At 70.6% G+C, this 17,460-nt stretch carries 15 protein-coding genes; 8 read left to right on the top strand and 7 right to left on the bottom strand.

Annotated elements, in window-relative coordinates; all coding sequences use genetic code 11:
• Nucleotides 1-54: 54 nt before the first annotated feature.
• Genes Dac01nite_RS03070 through Dac01nite_RS03055 form a run of 4 tightly spaced genes read left to right on the top strand, consistent with a single transcriptional unit; the run spans nt 55 to nt 3,908 of the window.
• Entirely contained in the window at nt 55-525 is a 471-nt protein-coding gene (locus tag Dac01nite_RS03070) for a GbsR/MarR family transcriptional regulator (protein WP_203653294.1), read from the top strand.
• A complete protein-coding gene (locus Dac01nite_RS03065) occupies nt 522-1,487 on the top strand; it encodes an ABC transporter ATP-binding protein (RefSeq protein ID WP_203653293.1) in 966 nt (321 codons plus the stop codon). The genes Dac01nite_RS03070 and Dac01nite_RS03065 overlap by 4 nt, the downstream gene beginning before the upstream one ends.
• A complete protein-coding gene (locus Dac01nite_RS03060; RefSeq protein WP_239066514.1) occupies nt 1,487-3,142 on the top strand; it encodes an efflux permease Rv1217c-related protein in 1,656 nt (551 codons plus the stop codon). The genes Dac01nite_RS03065 and Dac01nite_RS03060 overlap by 1 nt, the downstream gene beginning before the upstream one ends.
• 37 nt (nt 3,143-3,179) lie before the next feature.
• On the top strand, nt 3,180-3,908 hold the full coding sequence (locus Dac01nite_RS03055; protein ID WP_203653291.1) for a phosphatase PAP2 family protein: 729 nt from the start codon (nt 3,180-3,182) through the stop codon (nt 3,906-3,908).
• On the opposite strand, the gene Dac01nite_RS03050 is transcribed toward Dac01nite_RS03055, so the two are convergent.
• Nucleotides 3,861-5,291, bottom strand: a complete 1,431-nt coding sequence (locus Dac01nite_RS03050) for a GNAT family N-acetyltransferase (RefSeq protein WP_203653290.1) — start codon at nt 5,289-5,291, stop codon at nt 3,861-3,863. The two genes, Dac01nite_RS03055 and Dac01nite_RS03050, sit on opposite strands and share 48 nt — an antisense overlap.
• A gap of 20 nt (nt 5,292-5,311) precedes the next feature.
• A complete protein-coding gene (locus Dac01nite_RS03045) occupies nt 5,312-5,719 on the bottom strand; it encodes a plastocyanin/azurin family copper-binding protein (protein WP_203653289.1) in 408 nt (135 codons plus the stop codon).
• A 98-nt stretch (nt 5,720-5,817) separates the two neighbouring features.
• On the opposite strand from Dac01nite_RS03045, the gene Dac01nite_RS03040 reads away from it, so the two are divergent.
• Nucleotides 5,818-6,102 (top strand): hypothetical protein, encoded by a 285-nt coding sequence (locus Dac01nite_RS03040; protein ID WP_203653288.1) that lies wholly within the window; start codon nt 5,818-5,820, stop codon nt 6,100-6,102.
• Nucleotides 6,103-6,402: 300 nt separating this feature from the next.
• On the opposite strand, the gene Dac01nite_RS03035 is transcribed toward Dac01nite_RS03040, so the two are convergent.
• From Dac01nite_RS03035 to Dac01nite_RS03020, 4 genes are all read right to left on the bottom strand, one after another.
• Complete coding sequence (locus Dac01nite_RS03035) at nt 6,403-8,733, bottom strand: ABC transporter permease (protein ID WP_203653287.1); 2,331 nt, start codon at nt 8,731-8,733, stop codon at nt 6,403-6,405.
• Between the two features lie 5 nt (nt 8,734-8,738).
• Nucleotides 8,739-9,467, bottom strand: coding sequence for an ABC transporter ATP-binding protein (locus Dac01nite_RS03030; protein WP_203653286.1), 729 nt, complete (start codon nt 9,465-9,467; stop codon nt 8,739-8,741).
• Complete coding sequence (locus Dac01nite_RS03025; RefSeq protein WP_203653285.1) at nt 9,464-10,078, bottom strand: TetR/AcrR family transcriptional regulator; 615 nt, start codon at nt 10,076-10,078, stop codon at nt 9,464-9,466. Before Dac01nite_RS03025 ends, Dac01nite_RS03030 begins: the two co-directional genes overlap by 4 nt.
• 71 nt (nt 10,079-10,149) lie before the next feature.
• Nucleotides 10,150-11,541, bottom strand: a complete 1,392-nt coding sequence (locus Dac01nite_RS03020) for an FAD-dependent oxidoreductase (RefSeq protein ID WP_203653284.1) — start codon at nt 11,539-11,541, stop codon at nt 10,150-10,152.
• A gap of 177 nt (nt 11,542-11,718) precedes the next feature.
• Here Dac01nite_RS03020 and Dac01nite_RS03015 point away from each other — a divergent pair, with 177 nt between their 5' ends.
• Genes Dac01nite_RS03015 through Dac01nite_RS03005 form a run of 3 tightly spaced genes read left to right on the top strand, consistent with a single transcriptional unit; the run spans nt 11,719 to nt 15,440 of the window.
• Nucleotides 11,719-12,771 carry an extracellular solute-binding protein gene (locus tag Dac01nite_RS03015; RefSeq protein ID WP_203653283.1) on the top strand — a complete coding sequence of 351 codons (1,053 nt, stop codon included), beginning with the start codon at nt 11,719-11,721 and terminating at the stop codon, nt 12,769-12,771.
• Between the two features lie 9 nt (nt 12,772-12,780).
• Nucleotides 12,781-14,373, top strand: coding sequence for an ABC transporter permease (locus Dac01nite_RS03010; protein ID WP_203653282.1), 1,593 nt, complete (start codon nt 12,781-12,783; stop codon nt 14,371-14,373).
• The gene (locus Dac01nite_RS03005; RefSeq protein WP_203653281.1) at nt 14,370-15,440 is read left to right on the top strand and encodes an ABC transporter ATP-binding protein; all 1,071 of its coding nucleotides are present in this window, start codon (nt 14,370-14,372) and stop codon (nt 15,438-15,440) included. Before Dac01nite_RS03010 ends, Dac01nite_RS03005 begins: the two co-directional genes overlap by 4 nt.
• On the opposite strand, the gene acs is transcribed toward Dac01nite_RS03005, so the two are convergent.
• On the bottom strand, nt 15,437-17,413 hold the full coding sequence (gene acs / locus Dac01nite_RS03000; RefSeq protein ID WP_239066472.1) for an acetate--CoA ligase: 1,977 nt from the start codon (nt 17,411-17,413) through the stop codon (nt 15,437-15,439). The genes Dac01nite_RS03005 and acs overlap by 4 nt on opposite strands.
• Between the last annotated feature and the right edge of the window lie 47 nt (nt 17,414-17,460).

The raw sequence follows: 17,460 nt of genomic DNA, 5'->3' as shown, positions 1-17,460 counted from the left end.
CCGGTTGCCTGCCGTTCACTTGCGTGTTTCATTGAGTTCAGATACAACTGAAACATGAGCGAGGGGACAGCCGATGCGCGTGCCGAGTACGTACGCCGCGTTGCCGCGTACTGGGAGAACGGCGGCCTCACCCACGCCGCCGGACTCATCCTGGGCCACCTGATGGTGTGCGAGCCAGCGGAGCAGACTCAGGCGGAGCTGGCAGACGCCCTGGACCTGTCCATGGGCTCCGTGTCCACGCAGCTGCGCACGCTCACCGCGGCCGGCATGGTCGAGCGCACGCGCCAGCCCGGCTCCCGCGCCGCCGTCTACCAGGTCCCGCAGGACATGTGGATCCGCATCCTCGGCACCGAGACCACCCGCATCGCGGGCCTGCGCGCGCTTGCCGACGCCGGACTGGCCGTCGCGCCCCCTAGCCGACGCGACCGCATCGGCTCCCTGGACCAGATGGTGCGGTTCTTCGAGCACGAATGGCCGCTGCTCGAGCAGCGGCTCGACGAGTTCCTCAGAAAGGAGGGGTCATGACCGAGACCCCCGTCATCGAGGTCGATCGCCTCACCAAGAGGTACGGCTCCTTCACCGCGGTCGAGGACGTGAGCTTCGAGATCCATCGCGGCGAGATCTTCGGGTTCCTGGGGCCCAACGGCGCAGGCAAGTCCACCACCATCAGGTCGATCCTGGACCTGATCCGCCCCACCTCCGGGCACTGCCGGGTGCTGGGCCTGGACTCGCGGCGAGACGCCGTCGAGATCCATCGGCGCATCGGCTTCCTGCCGTCCGACCTCGCTCTCTACCCGAACCTCACCGGCCGCCAGACGCTCGAGTACCTGGGCAACCTGCGCGGCGGAGTGGACTGGACGCGCGTCGACGAGCTCACCGAGCGGCTGGCCGCGGACCTGTCGAAGAAGGTGCGGGAGTACTCCTCCGGCAACCGCCAGAAGCTGGGCATCATCCAGGCGTTGATGCACCGGCCCGAGGCCGTGATCCTCGACGAGCCCATCACCGGGCTGGACCCGCTGGTGCAGCTCGAGTTCCACAGCATGCTCCGCGAGATGGCCGATGCGGGCGGCACCGTGTTCCTGTCCTCTCACACGATCTCGGAGGTCGAGCGCGTCGCGGACCGGGTGGCGTTCATCAGGCGAGGGCACCTCATCGCGGTGGAGCGCATGAGCGAGCTGCAGGACAAGGCGCTGCGCCGGATCAAGCTCGAGTTTGCGGCGCCGGTGCCGGCGTCCGCCTTCGACGGGGTGGATGGGGTGCACGAGGTGAGCGTCGACGGCCCCACCGTCACGGCGCAGTTCGAGGGTTCCATGGCGCCGCTGCTGACCATCGCGACGGCGCACGACGTGCTGTCGGTGTCCTCGGCGAGCGTCGACCTCGACGAGATCTTCCTCGAGTTCTACCGCGACGAGGTGGTCGCCGCGGGCGACGACCCCGACGAGCCGGGCGAGCGCGGCGCGCGCGCCGGCGCCCCGGAGACCGCGTGATGCTGCGCACCGTCTATCTCAAGTCGCTGCGGGACCGGTGGCTGGGCGCGAGCATCGGGGTCGCGTCGCTGTTCGCGATCGCATGGATGGGGATGTGGGCCTACGCCGGCATGGGTGACGAGGCCACCGACTTCATCGCCTCGATGCCGGAGGCGTACCTGTCGCTGCTGGGCATCACCCCGGACGGCGGGGTGGCGGGACTGATGCTGAGCAACATGTTCAACTTCCTGGGTCCGTTCGTGATCGCCGGAATCGGCGTCTCGATCGCCGCGGCCGCGATCGCCGGCGAGGAGGCCAACGGCACCATGAACGTGCTGGGCGCCATGCCGCGCTCGCGGTCACGGCTGCTGGGGTCGAAGACCCTCGCGCTGGCGACCGTTCTGGTGGGCGCTGGCGCGCTGGGATCGCTGTCCTACGTCGCGGCGGCCTCTCTGGCAGGAACGCCGCTGGGGTCGCTCGACCTTGCCGCGGCCACCGTGCACATGCTCGCGGTGTGCCTCGTGTTCGCGGCTGTCGCGCTCGCTCTTGGCGCGTGGACGGGCAACCGCGGTCTCGCCTCCGGTGCCGCGGTGGCGCTGATCGTCGTCTCATTCCTGATGTCCGGCCTGCTGCCGCTGTTCGAGGGTCTGGAGGACTGGGCGAAGGCCTCCCCCTGGTACTGGATCTCCGGGCCTCAGCCCATGGTGAATGGCGTGGACTGGCCAGCCGTGGCGGTGCTCCTCCTCGTGACGCTCGCGCTCGGCACCCTCGCGTGGTGGGGCCTGAACAGGCGCGACCTTGGCTCTGGCGCGGTGCGGACCCCGCTCGTGGAGCGCCTCAAGGGCGACCCGCGCATCGGCCGGGCGGTGTCGCTTCTCGCCGGCAGGGGCTCCACGCGCGGCATCGCCGCGAAGGCGCTCTCTGACCTGAGGCCCGTGCTCCTCATCGCGGCCGGCTTCCTCGCATTCCAGGCGACGGTGCTGGGACCGATGTTCAGCGCGATCTCCGGGGACATCGGCGGCGTCGTAGACGCCATGCCGGAGGCGATCCTCGCGATGGTGGGCTTCGCGGACTTCTCGACGCCGGAGGGCTGGTACTACGGCGAGGTGATGTCGATCGTGGGCCCGGTGGCGGTGGCCGTGGTGGCGATCAACGCGGGCGCCGCGCTGGCGCGCGAGGAGAGGTCGCGGACGGCCAGCGTGCTGCTGACGCTGCCGGTGTCGCGCACGGCGGTCGCACTGCGCATGTCCGTCGCGATCGTGGCGGGATCCTTGATCGTGGGGGTCGCGCTGGTCGCCGGGATCGCAGCCGGCAACGCGATCGCGGGCCTGGGCATGGACGTGGGCCACATCGCGGCGGCGGCGCTGCTGCTGGCGGGGCTCGGGACGCTGCTCGGCGCCGTCGCGTTCGTGGCAGGCGGGCTCACCGGCCGTCACGACGTCGCGGTGGGCGCCGGCACCGGCGTGGCGATCCTGGGGTGGGGCATCAATAGCTTCGTGCCGGTGAACCCCGACCTCGCGGACTGGGCGCGCGTCTCGCCCTTCTACTACTACTCGACCCCCAACCCCCTCGTCGACGGCATGACGTGGTGGCACCTGGGCCTGCTGGTGGGTGTGGGTGCGCTGCTCGTGGCGGTGGGCGTCGTGGCGTACCGGGCACGCGACCTGCGCGGATAGGTCGGGGCGCCGTGTGCGCGCGATCTAGCATGGATGGATGATTCGTGACGCATGGATGAGACTCCCGGGCATGGTGCGCGTGCTGCTCCCGGGCCTGCTCGTGAGCGGGCTCGCGCTCTGGGCCTTCGCCGAGATCCTCGAGGAGGTGCTCGAGCGCGAGGCGTTCGAGGGCATCGACGAACCGCTCATCGCATGGTTCGCGGAGAACCGCTCCGAGGGCGTCACCACCGCGATGGAGTGGATCACCCATGCGTTCGGGCCTGTGGTGCTGCCCATCATCATCGCGATCGGCTGCGGGATCTGGGGCTGGCGCACCAAGTCCTGGCGCGACCCCGTGATGGTGGTCAGCGCGATGATCTTCTCCACGGTGACCTCGATGGTCGTCAAGATGATCGTCGAGCGGCCACGCCCCGCTGACGAGCTCCAGGTCATCCCCGGGTTCGAGACGTCCTTCTCCTTCCCGTCAGGCCACACCACTGGAGCCGCGACCCTGGTGCTCGTCACGGGCTACCTGCTGTGGCGCCATGAGCGGCGCACGCGGGTGCTCGTGGTGTGGTTCCTGTCCTCGTTGGCGATCATCGCCCTGGTGGCCACCACGCGGATGTATCTCGGCTACCACTTCCTGTCCGACGTGATCGCGGGCGCCTGCCTGGGCTTGTTCACGCTGGGGCTGGTCATCTGCGCGGACAGGTGGCTGGACCGTCGCGCGACCTTGCCCTCAGACCAGGCCTGGGGTGATGTGACGGAGCCAGTCGACCGCGGGTAGCGCCCGGGCTCGCTGGAACAGGCGCAATCCCGGAAGGGCCGGTAGCTCGGGCTGGGCACTCGACACGGTGAGGTACCCGGCGATCCCGGCCACCACGGACCGCTCCGCCTCCGGCGACACGGACGTGGCGAGAGGGTGCGCGCGGAACATGGTGTGCGCGGGCCCGGCGCCGGTCATCGCCATCGACGGCATGAGCGCCGCCAGGTCGAACCACGGGGCACCCACGCACGCGTACGGCCAGTCCACGAGCCACACGCGGTCAGCGCTCACCAGGACGTTGTCGGCGCGCAGGTCCCCGTGGACCAGACGGTCGCCGGCGGTGTGCTCGAGCGCTGGTTCCTCGAGCGCGACCAAGCTGTCGAGATGGCGCTCGACCCATGCGCGGAGCGACCCCAGGCCCGCGAGCACTCTCTCGCGCTCTGGCGTGACCAGCTCCGCGAGCGACCTCCACGAGCGCAGCATGTCGCCGGCGCTGTCGGCGAAGGTGGGCAGGGAGGTACCCGTGCCGGGTCGAACCGCGGCCAGCTCCAGGAGGGCGTCGAACACGGCGCTGCGGTCCACGGGCGAATCCGCGAGGTTCGGCTGGCGACCGTCGATGGCGCGAAAGGCCAGGACCGCCCAGTCGCCGTCGTCCATCGACCACTGCAGGGGTGGCGCAGGGACCCCGTCAGGCAACGAGCGAACCCGGGTGGCCTCGTTGCGCACCAGGTCGACTGACCACGGGTCGCGGCGCGCGCTGATCGCCTTGAGGAACAGCCGCTCGCCTGACTCGAACGTTGCGCGCCCAGCGAAGCCGGGGCTGAAGCCCGCGGGCGCGGCCACGACGGACACAACGCGCGCTCGCACGCGGTCCTCGATCCGTGCCACCACGTCGGCCGAGACGTCCGTCCACGACATGCGGGCCGGGTTGCCTGGCTGGGGCGAGACCACGGGGCGGGCATAGAACCGGGAGTGAGGGTCCGGCACGTAGCCGCCGAAGGGTGGGCACTCGTGAAAGCCGTGCCGTTCATAGAGCCGATGCGCGGGTGCGAAGGGCTCCTGGGATCCCGTCTCGAGGCTCACCCTGACGTAGCCACGCGCGCTTGCCTCGCCCAGCAGATGCGTGAGGATCGCCGCACCGATGCCGCGGCCGCGCTCGCGCTCGACGGTGCGCATCGACTTGAGCTCACCGTGGGTGGGGTCGAGCTCGGCCAGTGCGCCGATGCCCAGCAGCCGGCCATCCTCCTCGCGTGCGGTCCACGCGCGCACGCGCGGAGCGCGCAAGGATTCGAGGGGGAGAGCGTGCACCGAGCAGGCGGGGGACGTCGCACGCATCTGAGCGAGGTGCTCATCGAGCAGCCTGTGCACGTCGGCAGCATCCAGGTCTGCCGGCTCGATGCGCATGCAGCGATTGTGCCAGCCGCCTACTCCACCGTGAAGGTGACCTCCATGCCCTGCGAGCGATGGCCCGCGACGGAGCAGTACAGCGTGTACTCGCCTGGCTCGAGCGTCACCGTGAAGCTGTCCGTGTCGCCAGGGGCGATCACGGCGGTGGAGCCCGAGGCTTCGCCGCCCTCGATCACGAGGTCGTGCTGCATGGCGCCATCGTTCGTCAGCTCGAACGTGTAAGTGCCCGCCGCGGTGGGAGCGTCGAGGTCATAGCCGAACTCGAAGCCGGACACCGCGACAGGGGTCCCCGAGTCCGCGCCGTCGCCTCCGGAGTCGGGGGACGGCTCGTCGCCGCCGCTCGAGCTGCAGGCGCTGAGCGCGAGCGAGAGCAGGAGAGCGGCGACGGCGGCGGTGAATCTACGCACAAGGGTCGAATCGGACATGTCTCGATGCTAGGGGTGTTCCGATGATCGCGCGCGCTGTGGAACGGCGTTCGGAGAGGTGCCGACGCCAGCGGCCCCACTGCAGTAGCGTCCGTGGAATGAGGGCAGCAGGTTTGACCGTGATCGGAGCGGGGTCGCTGGTCGGATTCGCCGTGATCGCCTACGCGTTCCTGGGCGCGGAGTTCGTGGACGGCCCAGAGTCGAGCGCGATCGGCGATCACGTGCGCATGGTGCTCGTGGGCGTCGCGATCATCGCGGTGGGGCTGACGCTGGGCCTCGCCCTGCGCCATGGCCACCGGTGGGCCACGTATGTGTTCCTGCTGCTGGGCGCGCTGCTGGCGCTGGCCGCGATCTGGTGGGCGGCCAAGGAGCTCCTGGGCTGATCACCGCCTCTCAGAATTTGGCACCATTTTCACCGCCTAAGGCCCGGCGCGATTAAGAATGCTCCACTCTGAGGCACACCACGACGCTCGGCGGACCGGGCGGCGGCCGGGCTTGGCTGCTCCGGCGCTCCGGCTGGCAACAGGCCTTTCACTCCCCCGGCGCCCCGCGCATCGGCCGCAGTCCGCCGCCGCCGTGGACGTTTCTTCCTCAAAGACGCCGTGAGGCGATGAAAATGGTGCCAGATTCTAGGGCGGGGGTCGGGGGACGGGGACCGCGAGAAGGGAGAGGGGCGCCCGGGGTCAGGCGGCTCGCTCCCTGACCACCGTGGCGATGTCGACCGTGCGGATCTGCCGCGACGCGGGCCATTGGGAAACCAGCGCCGCGAGCAGCACGCCCAGCGCCGCGGCAGGCAGCGTCCACCAGGCCCACCGCAGCTCGAGGGTGAACAGATCGTCGTTGAACGTCTGCAGGAACGCCGCCGCGGACCACACGCCCAGGAGCAGTCCGAGCGGGATCGCCGCCAGCGTTGCCAGCATGTTCTCCGTCGCGATCGCGCCCGCCACGCGTCGCAGCGGCACCCCGGCGGCGCGCAGGGTCGCCAGCTCTCCCGTGCGCTCCACGACGTTGACAGCCATGGTCACGTACATGACTGCGAGCGCGAGCACGGTGCCGAGGACGATCATCACGCCGATGAACACCCAGAACAGGCCCAGGTAGTCGTCGACGGTCGCGATGATCGCTCGCGAGTCCTGGTACGCGACTACGCCGTCGATCTGGGTGACCGTCTGGCGCAGCTCGTCCCGATCGGCACCGTCCTGAAACGCGAGGGCGAAGGACTCCGTGTCGCCGCCGGGCAGCAAGGACGCAGCGACCTCGTTGCTCGCATAGACAGACGTGCCGATGGGCTCATCGAGGAACGCCTCGATCACCACCGCCGAGTCGCCGGCGTCGGTGTGCAGCGTGATCGTGTCGCCCTCGACCACGTCCAGCAGCTCACTGATGCTGTGGCCCGCCAGCACTCCGCCCGACGGCAGCGCGACCGCTTCGCCGTCCCTGCCCACGAACCCGTGCATCTGCGTGTCCGGCTGGAAGCCGTGCAGCGCCGTCACGTACGAATCGTCATCACCCACGACGGTGACCTGTCCCAGGTGCGTCGTCTCCACAGCGGCGACGCCGTCCACCGCAGCCAGCGCATCGGCCGTCACCGTGCCGGCCTGCGTGACCACCGTGCCGTCCTCGAGGTTGATGTCCTCGTACTGGATCGAGATGGCCTGCATGATCGAGGTCATCATGCCCACGGAGGTGAGGATCATCACGAGCGCCAGCACTGTGCCCACCATGGTCGCGAAGGTGCGCCGCTTGGAGCGGACCAGGTCACGCAGCGCCATGCGGGCGCTCACCGGCAGCCAGGACTGGCGCGCCACGAAGCGGCTCCATGCACCAGGCGCCGATGCGCCGGCCTGTGTCCGCATGGCGGCCGCGGGTGACGTACGGCTCGCAGTCACGGCAGGGCCCAGCGCGCCGAGCACGCCCACCACGGCGCCGAAGGCGAGCCCCGCGACGAGCATCCACGGGTAGTTCATGATCACGGTGTCGGGCACCCCGATGAACCCGGTGTACGCCGTGGTGATCGCGCTGTTCGCGACCACGCCCAGGCCCACGCCGAGCACCGAGCCGATCGTGCCGATCCACAGGCCCTGCCTCAAGTAGTGCCGCAGCACCCGGCCGCGACGCGCGCCCGCCGCCATCAGCGTCCCGATCACGGGCTTCTCCTGCAGGATCCGGCGCGTGAGCAGCACCCACGCGGCGACGCCGGCGGCGATGAGGAACAGTGCGGGGAACGCCACCGACATCTGGTCGAAGCCCTGGAGGTCCTCGGACAGGGTCGCGTTGGACGGCTGGTCCTCCTGCGTCATGACGGAGGATGCTCCGGCCGCTGTCATCGCGTCGGTGACGTCGTCCTCCAACGCCGCGCTCGCATCGGCCGGCAGCAGGGCGAGCGTCTGGTTGGGCGGGACATCGAACCATCGCGCCACCGCATCCTCCTGCGCGAACACCACAGCGAACGAGTACGGATCGCTCAGGATGTCCTGCCGGGACCGCGCGGGCCACAGGTACTCGGGTGAGTCCACGACGCCGGCCACGGTGACCTCCACCCAGCCCTGGGCACCGAAGACCTGGAGCGTGTCGCCCGGACCCAGCCCGAACGTGTCGGCGGCGTGGCTCTCGAGCAGGACGTCGCCGGAAGCGTCCGCGGCCGGGTAGGACCCGTCCGTGACGTCGACATCGTCGATGGTGGGGTGCTCGCCAGCCGGGATCGAGATCACGCGGCCCAGCAGCTTGGTGTCCTCGATGAGCAGCGGCGGATCCACCTGGGTGCGGGTGGTGGCGGAGCTCGCGCCCGCCTCCACTGCGGCCCGCGCGACGTCGTCGACATCGCCGCCGGTGGCGACCAGGTCCGCGAAGGCGAGCCGTTCGTAGGTGGCGTCGTAGGAGGCGTTGAGGTTCTGGAAAGCGCCCGCCGTCGCGATGTACATCGCGACGCCCAAGGCGATCGTGATGGCGACGGCGATCACCTGCGACCGCTGGCGCAGCAGGTCGCGGGCGGTCTTGCGGCTGGAGACGCGCACGGGCCTCACCATGTCACGTCTGCGGCGCGTGCCGGCGCCTCGTTGGTGACCGATGACTCGACGCGGCCGTCGACGATGGTCACCACGCGGTGCGCGATCTGAGCGACGGAGGCGTTGTGCGTGACGATGATGACGGTGCGACCCTGCGCGTTGAGGTCCTGCAGCAGCTCCAGGATCTGCCGCCCCGTGGGGAGGTCGAGCGCGCCCGTCGGCTCGTCCGCGAACAGGATGTCCGGGTCCGTGGCGAGCGCGCGGGCCACGGCGACGCGCTGCTGCTGTCCACCGCTCAGCTGCGCCGGGAAGTTGTCCATGCGGTCGCCCAGGCCCACAGCCTCGAGCAGCTCAGCGATGCGGCCCTTGTCTCCGCGACCGGTCATCTCCACGATCATCTCGACGTTCTCGCGTGCCGTGAGGGTGGGGATGAGGTTAAAGAACTGGAAGATGAACCCCACGTGGTCGCGCCGGAAGTCGCTCAGGCGCCCAGGGGCCTCACGGGAGATGTCGACGCCTGCGACCTCGACCGTTCCCGCCGTGGCGCCGTCGATGCCGCCGATGATGTTGCACAGCGTGGTCTTGCCGGATCCGGACGGACCCAGGATCACGACGAGCTCACCCGACGCGATGTCGAGGTCGATCCCCTTGAGGGCCTCGACGGCCCCCTCGCCTTCGCCGAAGACCTTGGTCAGGCCGCTGGTGCGTACGGAGCGCTCGGTGTCGATCGCGGTGGGTGTCATGGTGTCTCCTCGGTGGGGATGAAGATGCCGTGGGTGTAGGCGTCGACGGCGCCCGCGGCCCAGCGCGCCGCGCCGTCGGGCTCGAGCGGGTCCGTGCCGATCGCGCTCGCGATGTGCTCATGGAGCAGGATCATCGCGAGGTCATTGACCATCAGGAACGCCGCCCTGGCCTCGGGATCGGCCGATGCGCGGGCGGCTCCGGCTGCCGTCATGCCCTCGAGCAGGGACGTGCTGAGCGTGTACCACCGCTGGAAGAGAGCACGGCCGGCGGGGTCGCCTGACAGCAGCAGGCGTCGCAGGTACGCGGGGATGGGGGAGCCTGGCGGCAACTGTTGGAGCAGCATCCCGGCGAAGCCATCGGCGACGTGTGCGGCGGGTCCGCTGGTGGCCGCGAGGGCGGGGTCGGTCATGCCGTCGAACAACCCGATCACCTGGGCGTCGACCTCGCGACGCAGCCCGTCCTTGGAGCCGAAGTGGTGAGCGATCAGCCCCACGGACACGTTCGCCGCCGCAGCGATGTCTCGGACGGACACGGCGTCGTGACCTCGCTCGGCGAACAGGCGCAGCGCGGCGTCGACGATGCGTTCTCTCCCCGCTGGCGTCGTGGACATGCGACCACCATACTGAACAATCGTTCAGTATGCGAGACGGCGTGGAGCACGCCAGGCGTGCGCCGTCAGCGTCACGGACGGGAGTCTGGCTCGGCGACGCCGTAGATGGTGGGCAGGAACTCGGCGACCGTGGGGTGGATGGCCAGCCATGTTCCAAGTGCCGATGCAGGCCCGTCCACGTGCATGAGCATGGACAGGGCGTGGACCACCTCGTCGCCGTGGAGGCCGAGCACCGCCGCGCCCACCAGGCGGTCCCGGTCCGCGTCGATGACGAGGCGCACCCTGCCGGGGGTCACCCCGTCGAGTGCCGCGCGAGTGACGCTGGCCATCTCGTAGTCGGCCACCGACAGGTTCAGGCCCGCCTCGCGCGCCTGGCCAAGCGTCATGCCCACGCGGCCCAGTGGCGGGTCCGTGAACACCGCGTAGGTGGGGATGCGGTCAGCGGCGGACCGGGCGCCTCCCGCGAGGTGGTCTGCCAGAATCTCGTGATCCTGGTAGCTGGTGTGCGTGAACGCACCGCGACCATTGACGTCGCCGAGCGCGTAGATGCCGGGCGCCGACGTGAGGAAGTGCTCATCCGTCTCGATGTAGCCGCGCGCGTTCGTCGTCACTCCCACGGTGTCGAGTCCCAGGTCATCGCTGTTGGGGATGCGGCCGGCGGCGACGAGCACGCGGTCGCCCTCGATGCGCTCGCCGTCCGCGAGCGTGAGCAGCGCGCCCGTCCCCGCGGGCTCAGCACGCGTGATCGTCACCCCGGTGCGCACCTCGATGCCCTCGTCGCGCAGGAACTGCGCGGCCGCATCGGCGATGTCCGGGTCCTCGCGCGGCATGACGTGCTCGCCGGACTGCAGGATGGTCACCTCCGATCCGAACCGGGACCAGATCTGTCCGAGCTCCAGGCCGATGTAGCTGCCGCCGATCACCAGCAGCCGCTCGGGCGCCTCCTTGAGGTCGAGCAAGGTGTGGTGATCGAGGAAGTCGACCCGCTCCAGGCCGTCGATCGCAGGCGGGACGGAGCGCGCCCCGGGGTTGAGCACGATGCGCGGCGCCGTCACCACTCGGCCATCGAACTCGACTCGGTAGAGGTCGCCGTCCTTGCCGGCGAGGCGGGCGCGGGCGTTGACGTAGCTGATGGACTCGTGGCCCTCGTAGTACTCGGAGCCGCTCTGGCGCCAGCCGTCGATGAGACGGTCCTTGCGCTCCACCGCCTGGGCGACGTTCACGGTGACGCCCTCGACGTGGACGCCGTACGCATCGGCCGTCCGGGCCGCACGAGCGGCGTGCGCCGAGGCGCGCAGCGCCTTGGTGGGGCGGCACCCGTCGTTGAGGCAGGTGCCCCCGAACGCGCTCTGCTGGAACACGGCGACCCTCTCGCCGCGCGCGTCCAGCTTCGAGGCGAGACCGGGACCGGCCTGGCCGCCGCCGATGATGATGGTGTCGAACTGCTCGTGGTGAAGGGCCATGGCTCATTGTGACCCGCGAGTCGACCAGCGCGCAGGGTAAGGCGACTGGACTCAGGTGGGTATGATTTGGCAACGTAATCATTGCGTAAATGGCGCCTTGGCCGCTACGCTCGCCACCAGCCCCGCGGTGCGCTGGGCGTTCCCGCCGGCACCGCAGCCCATCACCGAAAGGTCACCATGCGTTCCACCACCGTGCTCACCGGAATCGTCGTCGCGTCCCTGTCCCTCGCCGCCTGCACCTCGAGCGGTGAAGCCGACGCGGAGCCCACCGCCACGGCCGCAGCCGAGCCCGTCTCGGACGGCGAGCTGGTGGTCTACTCAGGCCGCAGCGAGGATCTGGTCCAGCCGCTCATCGACGACTTCCAGGAGGCCTCGGGCGTCGCGGTCGAGGTGCGCTATGCGGACACCACGGAGCTGGCCGCGCTGCTGCAGGAGGAGGGCGACGCCACCCCGGCGGACGTCTACTTCGCACAGGACGCCGGCGCGCTGGGCGCCGTCGCGAAGGCCGGACTGGTCGCCACCCTGCCGGAGGACATCTCCAGCGCGGTCGACGCAGGCCACACCTCCACCGACGGCTCGTGGGTGGGCGTCACCGGGCGCGCCCGCGTGTTCGTGATCGACTCCGAGCAGGTGGACCAGGCCTCCGCCCCGACCACCGCCGCCGAGCTCACCGACCCCGAGTGGTCCGGCCAGGTGGGCATCGCGCCCACCAACGCCTCGTTCCAGTCCTTCGTGACGGCGCTCAGGGTGCTCGAGGGCGAGGACGCCGCACGCGCGTGGCTCGAGGACATGGTCGCCAATGACGTGCAGATCTACTCCAACAACACCGCCATCCTCGAGGCGGCGCAGGCTGGCGAGATCCAGGTGGGCCTCATCAACCACTACTACTGGTACCGCCTCGAGTCCGAGCTGGGTACGGACGCGATGCGCGCGCAGCTGGTGTTCCCGGAGTCGGGCGATGCCGCCGGAATCGTCAACGTCGCCGGCGCGGCGCTCATGGCAGGCGCGGCCGAGGACGCCGATGCGATCGCGTTCCTCGAGTACTTGGTGTCCGAGGACGGCCAGCAGTACTTCGTCGAGGCCACCTACGAGTACCCGCTGGTGTCGGGAGTCGAGGCGCCCGACGGCTTGCCCGAGATCGGTTCCCTGACCAACACGGATCTCGATCTGTCCGACCTCGACAGCCTGTCCGAGACCACGGCGCTGCTCGCTGAGGTGGGCCTGCTCTAGAGTCGCCCCATGCGTGCGCCCCGCCTCCTGGATCCGGTGGCGGCGAGCGCGCGTCCGCGGAGGTTCGCCTGGGGTCGCGCGACCCTGGCGGCCTCGGCCGTCGTGGCCGCCGCGCTGGCCTCGATACCGCTGGTGTACCTGGTGGTCCGCGTCGCGGGGGCCGAGTCGGGTGCCGTCGCTGAGACGCTGCTGCGTCCGCGCACCGCTCAGCTCGCCGCCAACACCGTGGGACTCGTGGCGGCGGTGTCGGTGGCGTGCCTGGTGCTCGGAGTCGCCACCGCGTGGGTGCTCGCGCGCACGGACCTGCCGCTGCGGCGGACGTGGACCGTGCTGGCAGCGCTGCCGCTGGCGATCCCGTCCTACGTCGCGGCCTTCGGCTGGGTGGCGTTGACGCCGGTGCGCGGGTTCTGGGGATCGCTGATCGTCCTGACGCTGTGCAACGTCCCGCTGGTGACCCTGCCGACGCTGGCGGCGCTGCGCCAGGCGGACCGCGCGCAGGAGGACGTCGCTCGCACCCTCGGTCGCTCCCGCACGCGCGCGTTCGCGGAGGTCACGTGGCCGCAGGTGAGGCCGGCGGCGCTCGCGGGGGTGCTACTGGTGGCTCTCTACGTCCTCAGCGACTTCGGCGCAGTCGCGCTCATGCGCTTCCAGGCGTTCACCTGGGCGATCCATGCGGCCTACACCTCGAGCTTCGACCCCACGCTGGCTGCCGTGATGGCCACCGTTCTCGCCGCCATGGGAGTCGCTCTCGTGGTCGCGGAGCGCGCGATGCGTGGCCGCCAGACGCGGTTCGGCTCCACGGTGGCTGCCCGCGGAACGGTGCAGCCGGTCGTGCTCGGACCCTGGAGAGTTCCCGTGCAGGTGGCGCTGGCGGCCATCGCGGCGCTGTCGCTCGGCGTGCCGCTGGGCGCGCTCCTGCGCTACCTGGGCTCGCAGCCCTCGAGCGGCACCGTCGTGTCCGCAGGCGACGTGGCCGCCGATGCGCTGACCACCGTGGGCCTCGCGGCCGCCGGTGCGCTCATCGCCCTCGCGCTCGCGCTGCCGATCGGCATCCTCGCGGCCCGGCATCCGTCGCGGCTGGCCACGGGCGCCGAGTCCGCGAGCTACGTGGGCCTGGCGCTGCCGGGGATCGTCGTGGGCCTGTCTCTGGTCTACTTCTCGCTGCAGGTCGTCCCCGCCCTCTACCAGTCGGTGTGGATCCTCGCCTTCGCGTACGGGGTGCTGTTCCTGCCCAAGGCGGTGGGCGCCGTGCGCTCCAGCATCGAACGCGTCGAGCCGGGCCTCGAGGACGTGGCGCGCACGCTGGGCTCCGGGGTCGCCGGGACCTGGATGCGAGTGACCGCGAGGATCGCTGCGCCGGGCATCGGCGCCGGTGCGCTGCTGGTGGCCCTCACGGCGATGAAGGAGCTGCCCGCGACGCTGCTGCTGCGCCCCACCACGACGGATACCCTGGCCACGTCGCTGTGGAGGCTGACGGACATCTCGGCCTATGCGGCGGCCGCTCCGTATGCCCTCGCCCTCGTGGTGGTCGCCGCCGTCCCGGTGGTGCTGCTGACGCGTGAGGCCGTGGCCGGTGCGACCCGAGTCGAGGAGTTCGAGTGAGCGAGCTGCAGGTGCGCAAGATCGTGGCGGCCTACGACGGCTCGCCCGTCCTCCATGGAGTGAGCTTCGTGGTCCCCAGCGGCGCGTTCGCTGCCGTGCTCGGACCGTCCGGCTCGGGCAAGTCCACGCTGCTGCGAGTGATCGCCGGGCTGCATCGGCCGCTCGAGGGCGCGATCGTGGCGGCCGGCCGCGTGCTCGCGGGACCCCGCGTCGACGTGCCGCCGCAGCGCAGGCGCATCGGCTTGGTGCCGCAGGACGCCGCTCTGTTCCCGCATCTGGACGTGCGCGCCAACATCGCCTACGGGCTGCCACGGCGCGAACGCGACTCTGCCCGCGTGAGCGAGCTGCTGGACCTCGTGGGGCTGAGGGGGCTGGAGCATCGCATGCCGGGAGAGCTCTCCGGTGGCCAGCGCCACCGCGTCGCCCTGGGCCGGGCGCTCGCCCCCGAGCCGAATCTGGTGCTGCTGGACGAGCCGTTCTCCGCTCTCGATGCCTCGCTGCGCGGCGAGGTGCGCGCGCAGGTCAGTCAGGTGCTGCGCAGCACTCGCACCACAGCAGTGCTCGTGACGCACGATCAGGACGAGGCGCTGTCGATGGCGGACCGTGTGATCGTGCTCGCGGACGGGCGCCTGGAGCAGGACGGCAGCCCCTCCGAGGTGTACTCACAGCCGCGCTCCCCCTGGGTGGCACGGTTCGTGGGAGGAGCCGTGACCCTGCACGGGACGTGGCGCGACGGCGTCGCGGAGTGCGCGCTCGGCACCATCGCGGCGCGCATGGCCGTGGGTCACAGCGCCCGCAACGGTGACGCGGTGGAGCTGGTGGTGCGTCCCGAGCACCTCGAGCTGGGAGGTCCGCACGGGACGCCGGCGCTGGTGCGGCGGGTCCAGTACTTCGGGCACGATGCCGTGGTGACGCTCGACCTGCCGGGCCTCGAGGCGCCCATCGACGCCCGCGTGATCGGCGGCGCGGACGTGCGACCGGACGCAGAGGTGGCGGTGCGCCCCCGCCAGCCGGCGCTCGCGTTCAGCCGGTCGCCCGGGCCCGCGAGCGAGGCCCCGCGGGACTAGTCCGTGTCCGCCTTGCCGGACTCCAGCCCCTGCGAGATCGCGTCCATCACCGACGAGTCCGCGAGCGTGGTCACGTCGCCCACGTGACGGTGCTCGGCGACGTCGCGCAGCAGTCGCCTCATGATCTTGCCCGATCGCGTCTTGGGCACCTCGGAGACCACCAGGATGGTCCGCGGCTTGGCGAGCGCGCCGATCTCCTTGCGGACCTGCTCGCGCAGCGCGACCGCGACCTCGTGTCCTGAGGCGACCGCGCCCGCGCCGTCGGACTTCACCACGACGAACGCCACGACCGCCTGGCCGGTGGTCTCGTCCGCGGCACCCACGACGGCGGCCTCGGCGACCCACGGATGCGACACCAGCGCGTTCTCGATCTCGGTGGTCGACAGCCGGTGGCCGGAGACGTTCATGACGTCGTCCACGCGCCCCAGCAGCCAGATGTCGCCGTCCGCGTCGCGCTTGGCGCCATCACCCGCGAAGTACTTGCCGGGGAAGCGATCCCAGTACGTCTCCTGGTAGCGCTCGGGGTCGCCCCAGATGCCGCGCAGCATGGACGGCCACGGCTCGGATGCCACCAGGTAGCCGCCCTCCTCGACGCCCACGGGCTGGCCCTCGTCGTCCACGACCTCGATCGACACGCCGGGCAGCGGCACCTGAGTGGAGCCGGGCTTGGTCTCCGTGACGCCCGGCAGCGGCGACATCATGATCGAGCCCGTCTCCGTCTGCCACCACGTGTCCACGATGGGGCAGCGGTCGCTGCCGATCACGCGGCGGTACCAGAGCCACGCGGCGGGGTTGATGGGCTCGCCGACGGAGCCCAGCAAGCGCAGCGAGCTCAGATCGAACTTCGCCGGGATCGCCTCGCCCCACTTCATGAACGTGCGGATCGCGGTGGGAGCGGTGTAGAAGATCGTCACCTTGTACTTCTCGATGATCTCCCACCAGCGGCCCTCGTGCGGGGCGTTCGGGACTCCCTCGTAGAGCACCTGCGTAGCGCCGTTGATCATGGGCCCGTACACGATGTAGCTGTGACCGGTGATCCAGCCCACGTCCGCGGAGCACCAGTAGACGTCCGTCTCCGGCTTGATGTCGAACACCACGCGGTGCGAGTACGACGCGCCCGTGAGGTAGCCGCCGGTGGTGTGGAACAGGCCCTTGGGCTTGCCGGTGGTGCCTGAGGTGTAGAGGATGAACAGCGGGTGCTCGGCCTCCACCATCACGGGCTGGTGCTGCTCCGATGCAGGATCGACCACGTCGTGCCACCAGACGTCGCGGCCCTCCTCCCATGCGGTGTCCTGGCCGGTGCGCTTGACGGTCAGCACGTGCTCGACGGACCCGGCCGGCGTGGGGTTGGCGTCCGACGGCGCCAGTGCGGCGTCCACGAGCGGCTTGAGCGCCAGGTGCGCGCCGCGCCGGTTGCCGCCGTCCGCCGTGATGACCAGCTTGGCCCGGGCGTCGTCGATGCGCTGGCGCAGGCTCTCCGCGCTGAAGCCGCCGAACACCACCGAGTGGACGGCGCCGACGCGCGCGCAGGCGAGCATCGCGACCACGGCCTCGGGGATCTGGGGCAGGTAGATCGCGACGCGGTCGCCCTTGGTGATGCCGAGCGACTCGAGCCCGTTGGCGGCCTTGGACACCTCGCGCTGCATGTCTGCGTAGGTGACGGTGCGGGTGTCGCCGGGCTCGCCCTCGAAGTGGAAGGCGACGCGGTCGCCTCGACCCTCGCGCACGTGGCGGTCGACGGCGTTGTCACAGGCGTTGAGCGTGCCGTCTGCGAACCAGCGTGCGACAGGCGCTCCGGACCAGTCGAGCGTCTCGGTGAAGGGGGTGTCCCAGTCCAGGCGGCGGGCTTGCTCGGCCCAGAACTCGAGCCGGTCCTCCGAAGCCTGTGAGTAGAGATCTGCCTGGGCATTCGCCTGGGCGGCGAAGTCCTCGGTCGGGGGGAAGGTGGACTGGGTGAGGGCGTCTTCGACCATGGGCGCCAGACTAGGTGGAAACGGGCGCATCGCCAACCATTTGTAAG

Origin of the sequence: Demequina activiva, assembly GCF_016862815.1 — a bacterium.
Taxonomy (GTDB): Bacteria; Actinomycetota; Actinomycetes; order Actinomycetales; family Demequinaceae; genus Demequina; species Demequina activiva.
This window is presented reverse-complemented; position numbering and strand designations above follow the sequence as displayed.

What these genes read in the sequence shown, in the direction of transcription:
- Dac01nite_RS03070 (WP_203653294.1), top strand. Translation starts at nt 55, where the DNA reads ATGAGCGAGGGGACAGCCGATGCGCGTGCCGAGTACGTACGCCGCGTT.
- Dac01nite_RS03065 (WP_203653293.1), top strand. Translation starts at nt 522, where the DNA reads ATGACCGAGACCCCCGTCATCGAGGTCGATCGCCTCACCAAGAGGTAC.
- Dac01nite_RS03060 (WP_239066514.1), top strand. Translation starts at nt 1,487, where the DNA reads ATGCTGCGCACCGTCTATCTCAAGTCGCTGCGGGACCGGTGGCTGGGC.
- Dac01nite_RS03055 (WP_203653291.1), top strand. Translation starts at nt 3,180, where the DNA reads ATGATTCGTGACGCATGGATGAGACTCCCGGGCATGGTGCGCGTGCTG.
- Dac01nite_RS03050 (WP_203653290.1), bottom strand. Translation starts at nt 5,291, where the DNA reads ATGCGCATCGAGCCGGCAGACCTGGATGCTGCCGACGTGCACAGGCTG.
- Dac01nite_RS03045 (WP_203653289.1), bottom strand. Translation starts at nt 5,719, where the DNA reads ATGTCCGATTCGACCCTTGTGCGTAGATTCACCGCCGCCGTCGCCGCT.
- Dac01nite_RS03040 (WP_203653288.1), top strand. Translation starts at nt 5,818, where the DNA reads ATGAGGGCAGCAGGTTTGACCGTGATCGGAGCGGGGTCGCTGGTCGGA.
- Dac01nite_RS03030 (WP_203653286.1), bottom strand. Translation starts at nt 9,467, where the DNA reads ATGACACCCACCGCGATCGACACCGAGCGCTCCGTACGCACCAGCGGC.
- Dac01nite_RS03025 (WP_203653285.1), bottom strand. Translation starts at nt 10,078, where the DNA reads ATGTCCACGACGCCAGCGGGGAGAGAACGCATCGTCGACGCCGCGCTG.
- Dac01nite_RS03020 (WP_203653284.1), bottom strand. Translation starts at nt 11,541, where the DNA reads ATGGCCCTTCACCACGAGCAGTTCGACACCATCATCATCGGCGGCGGC.
- Dac01nite_RS03015 (WP_203653283.1), top strand. Translation starts at nt 11,719, where the DNA reads ATGCGTTCCACCACCGTGCTCACCGGAATCGTCGTCGCGTCCCTGTCC.
- Dac01nite_RS03010 (WP_203653282.1), top strand. Translation starts at nt 12,781, where the DNA reads ATGCGTGCGCCCCGCCTCCTGGATCCGGTGGCGGCGAGCGCGCGTCCG.
- acs (WP_239066472.1), bottom strand. Translation starts at nt 17,413, where the DNA reads ATGGTCGAAGACGCCCTCACCCAGTCCACCTTCCCCCCGACCGAGGAC.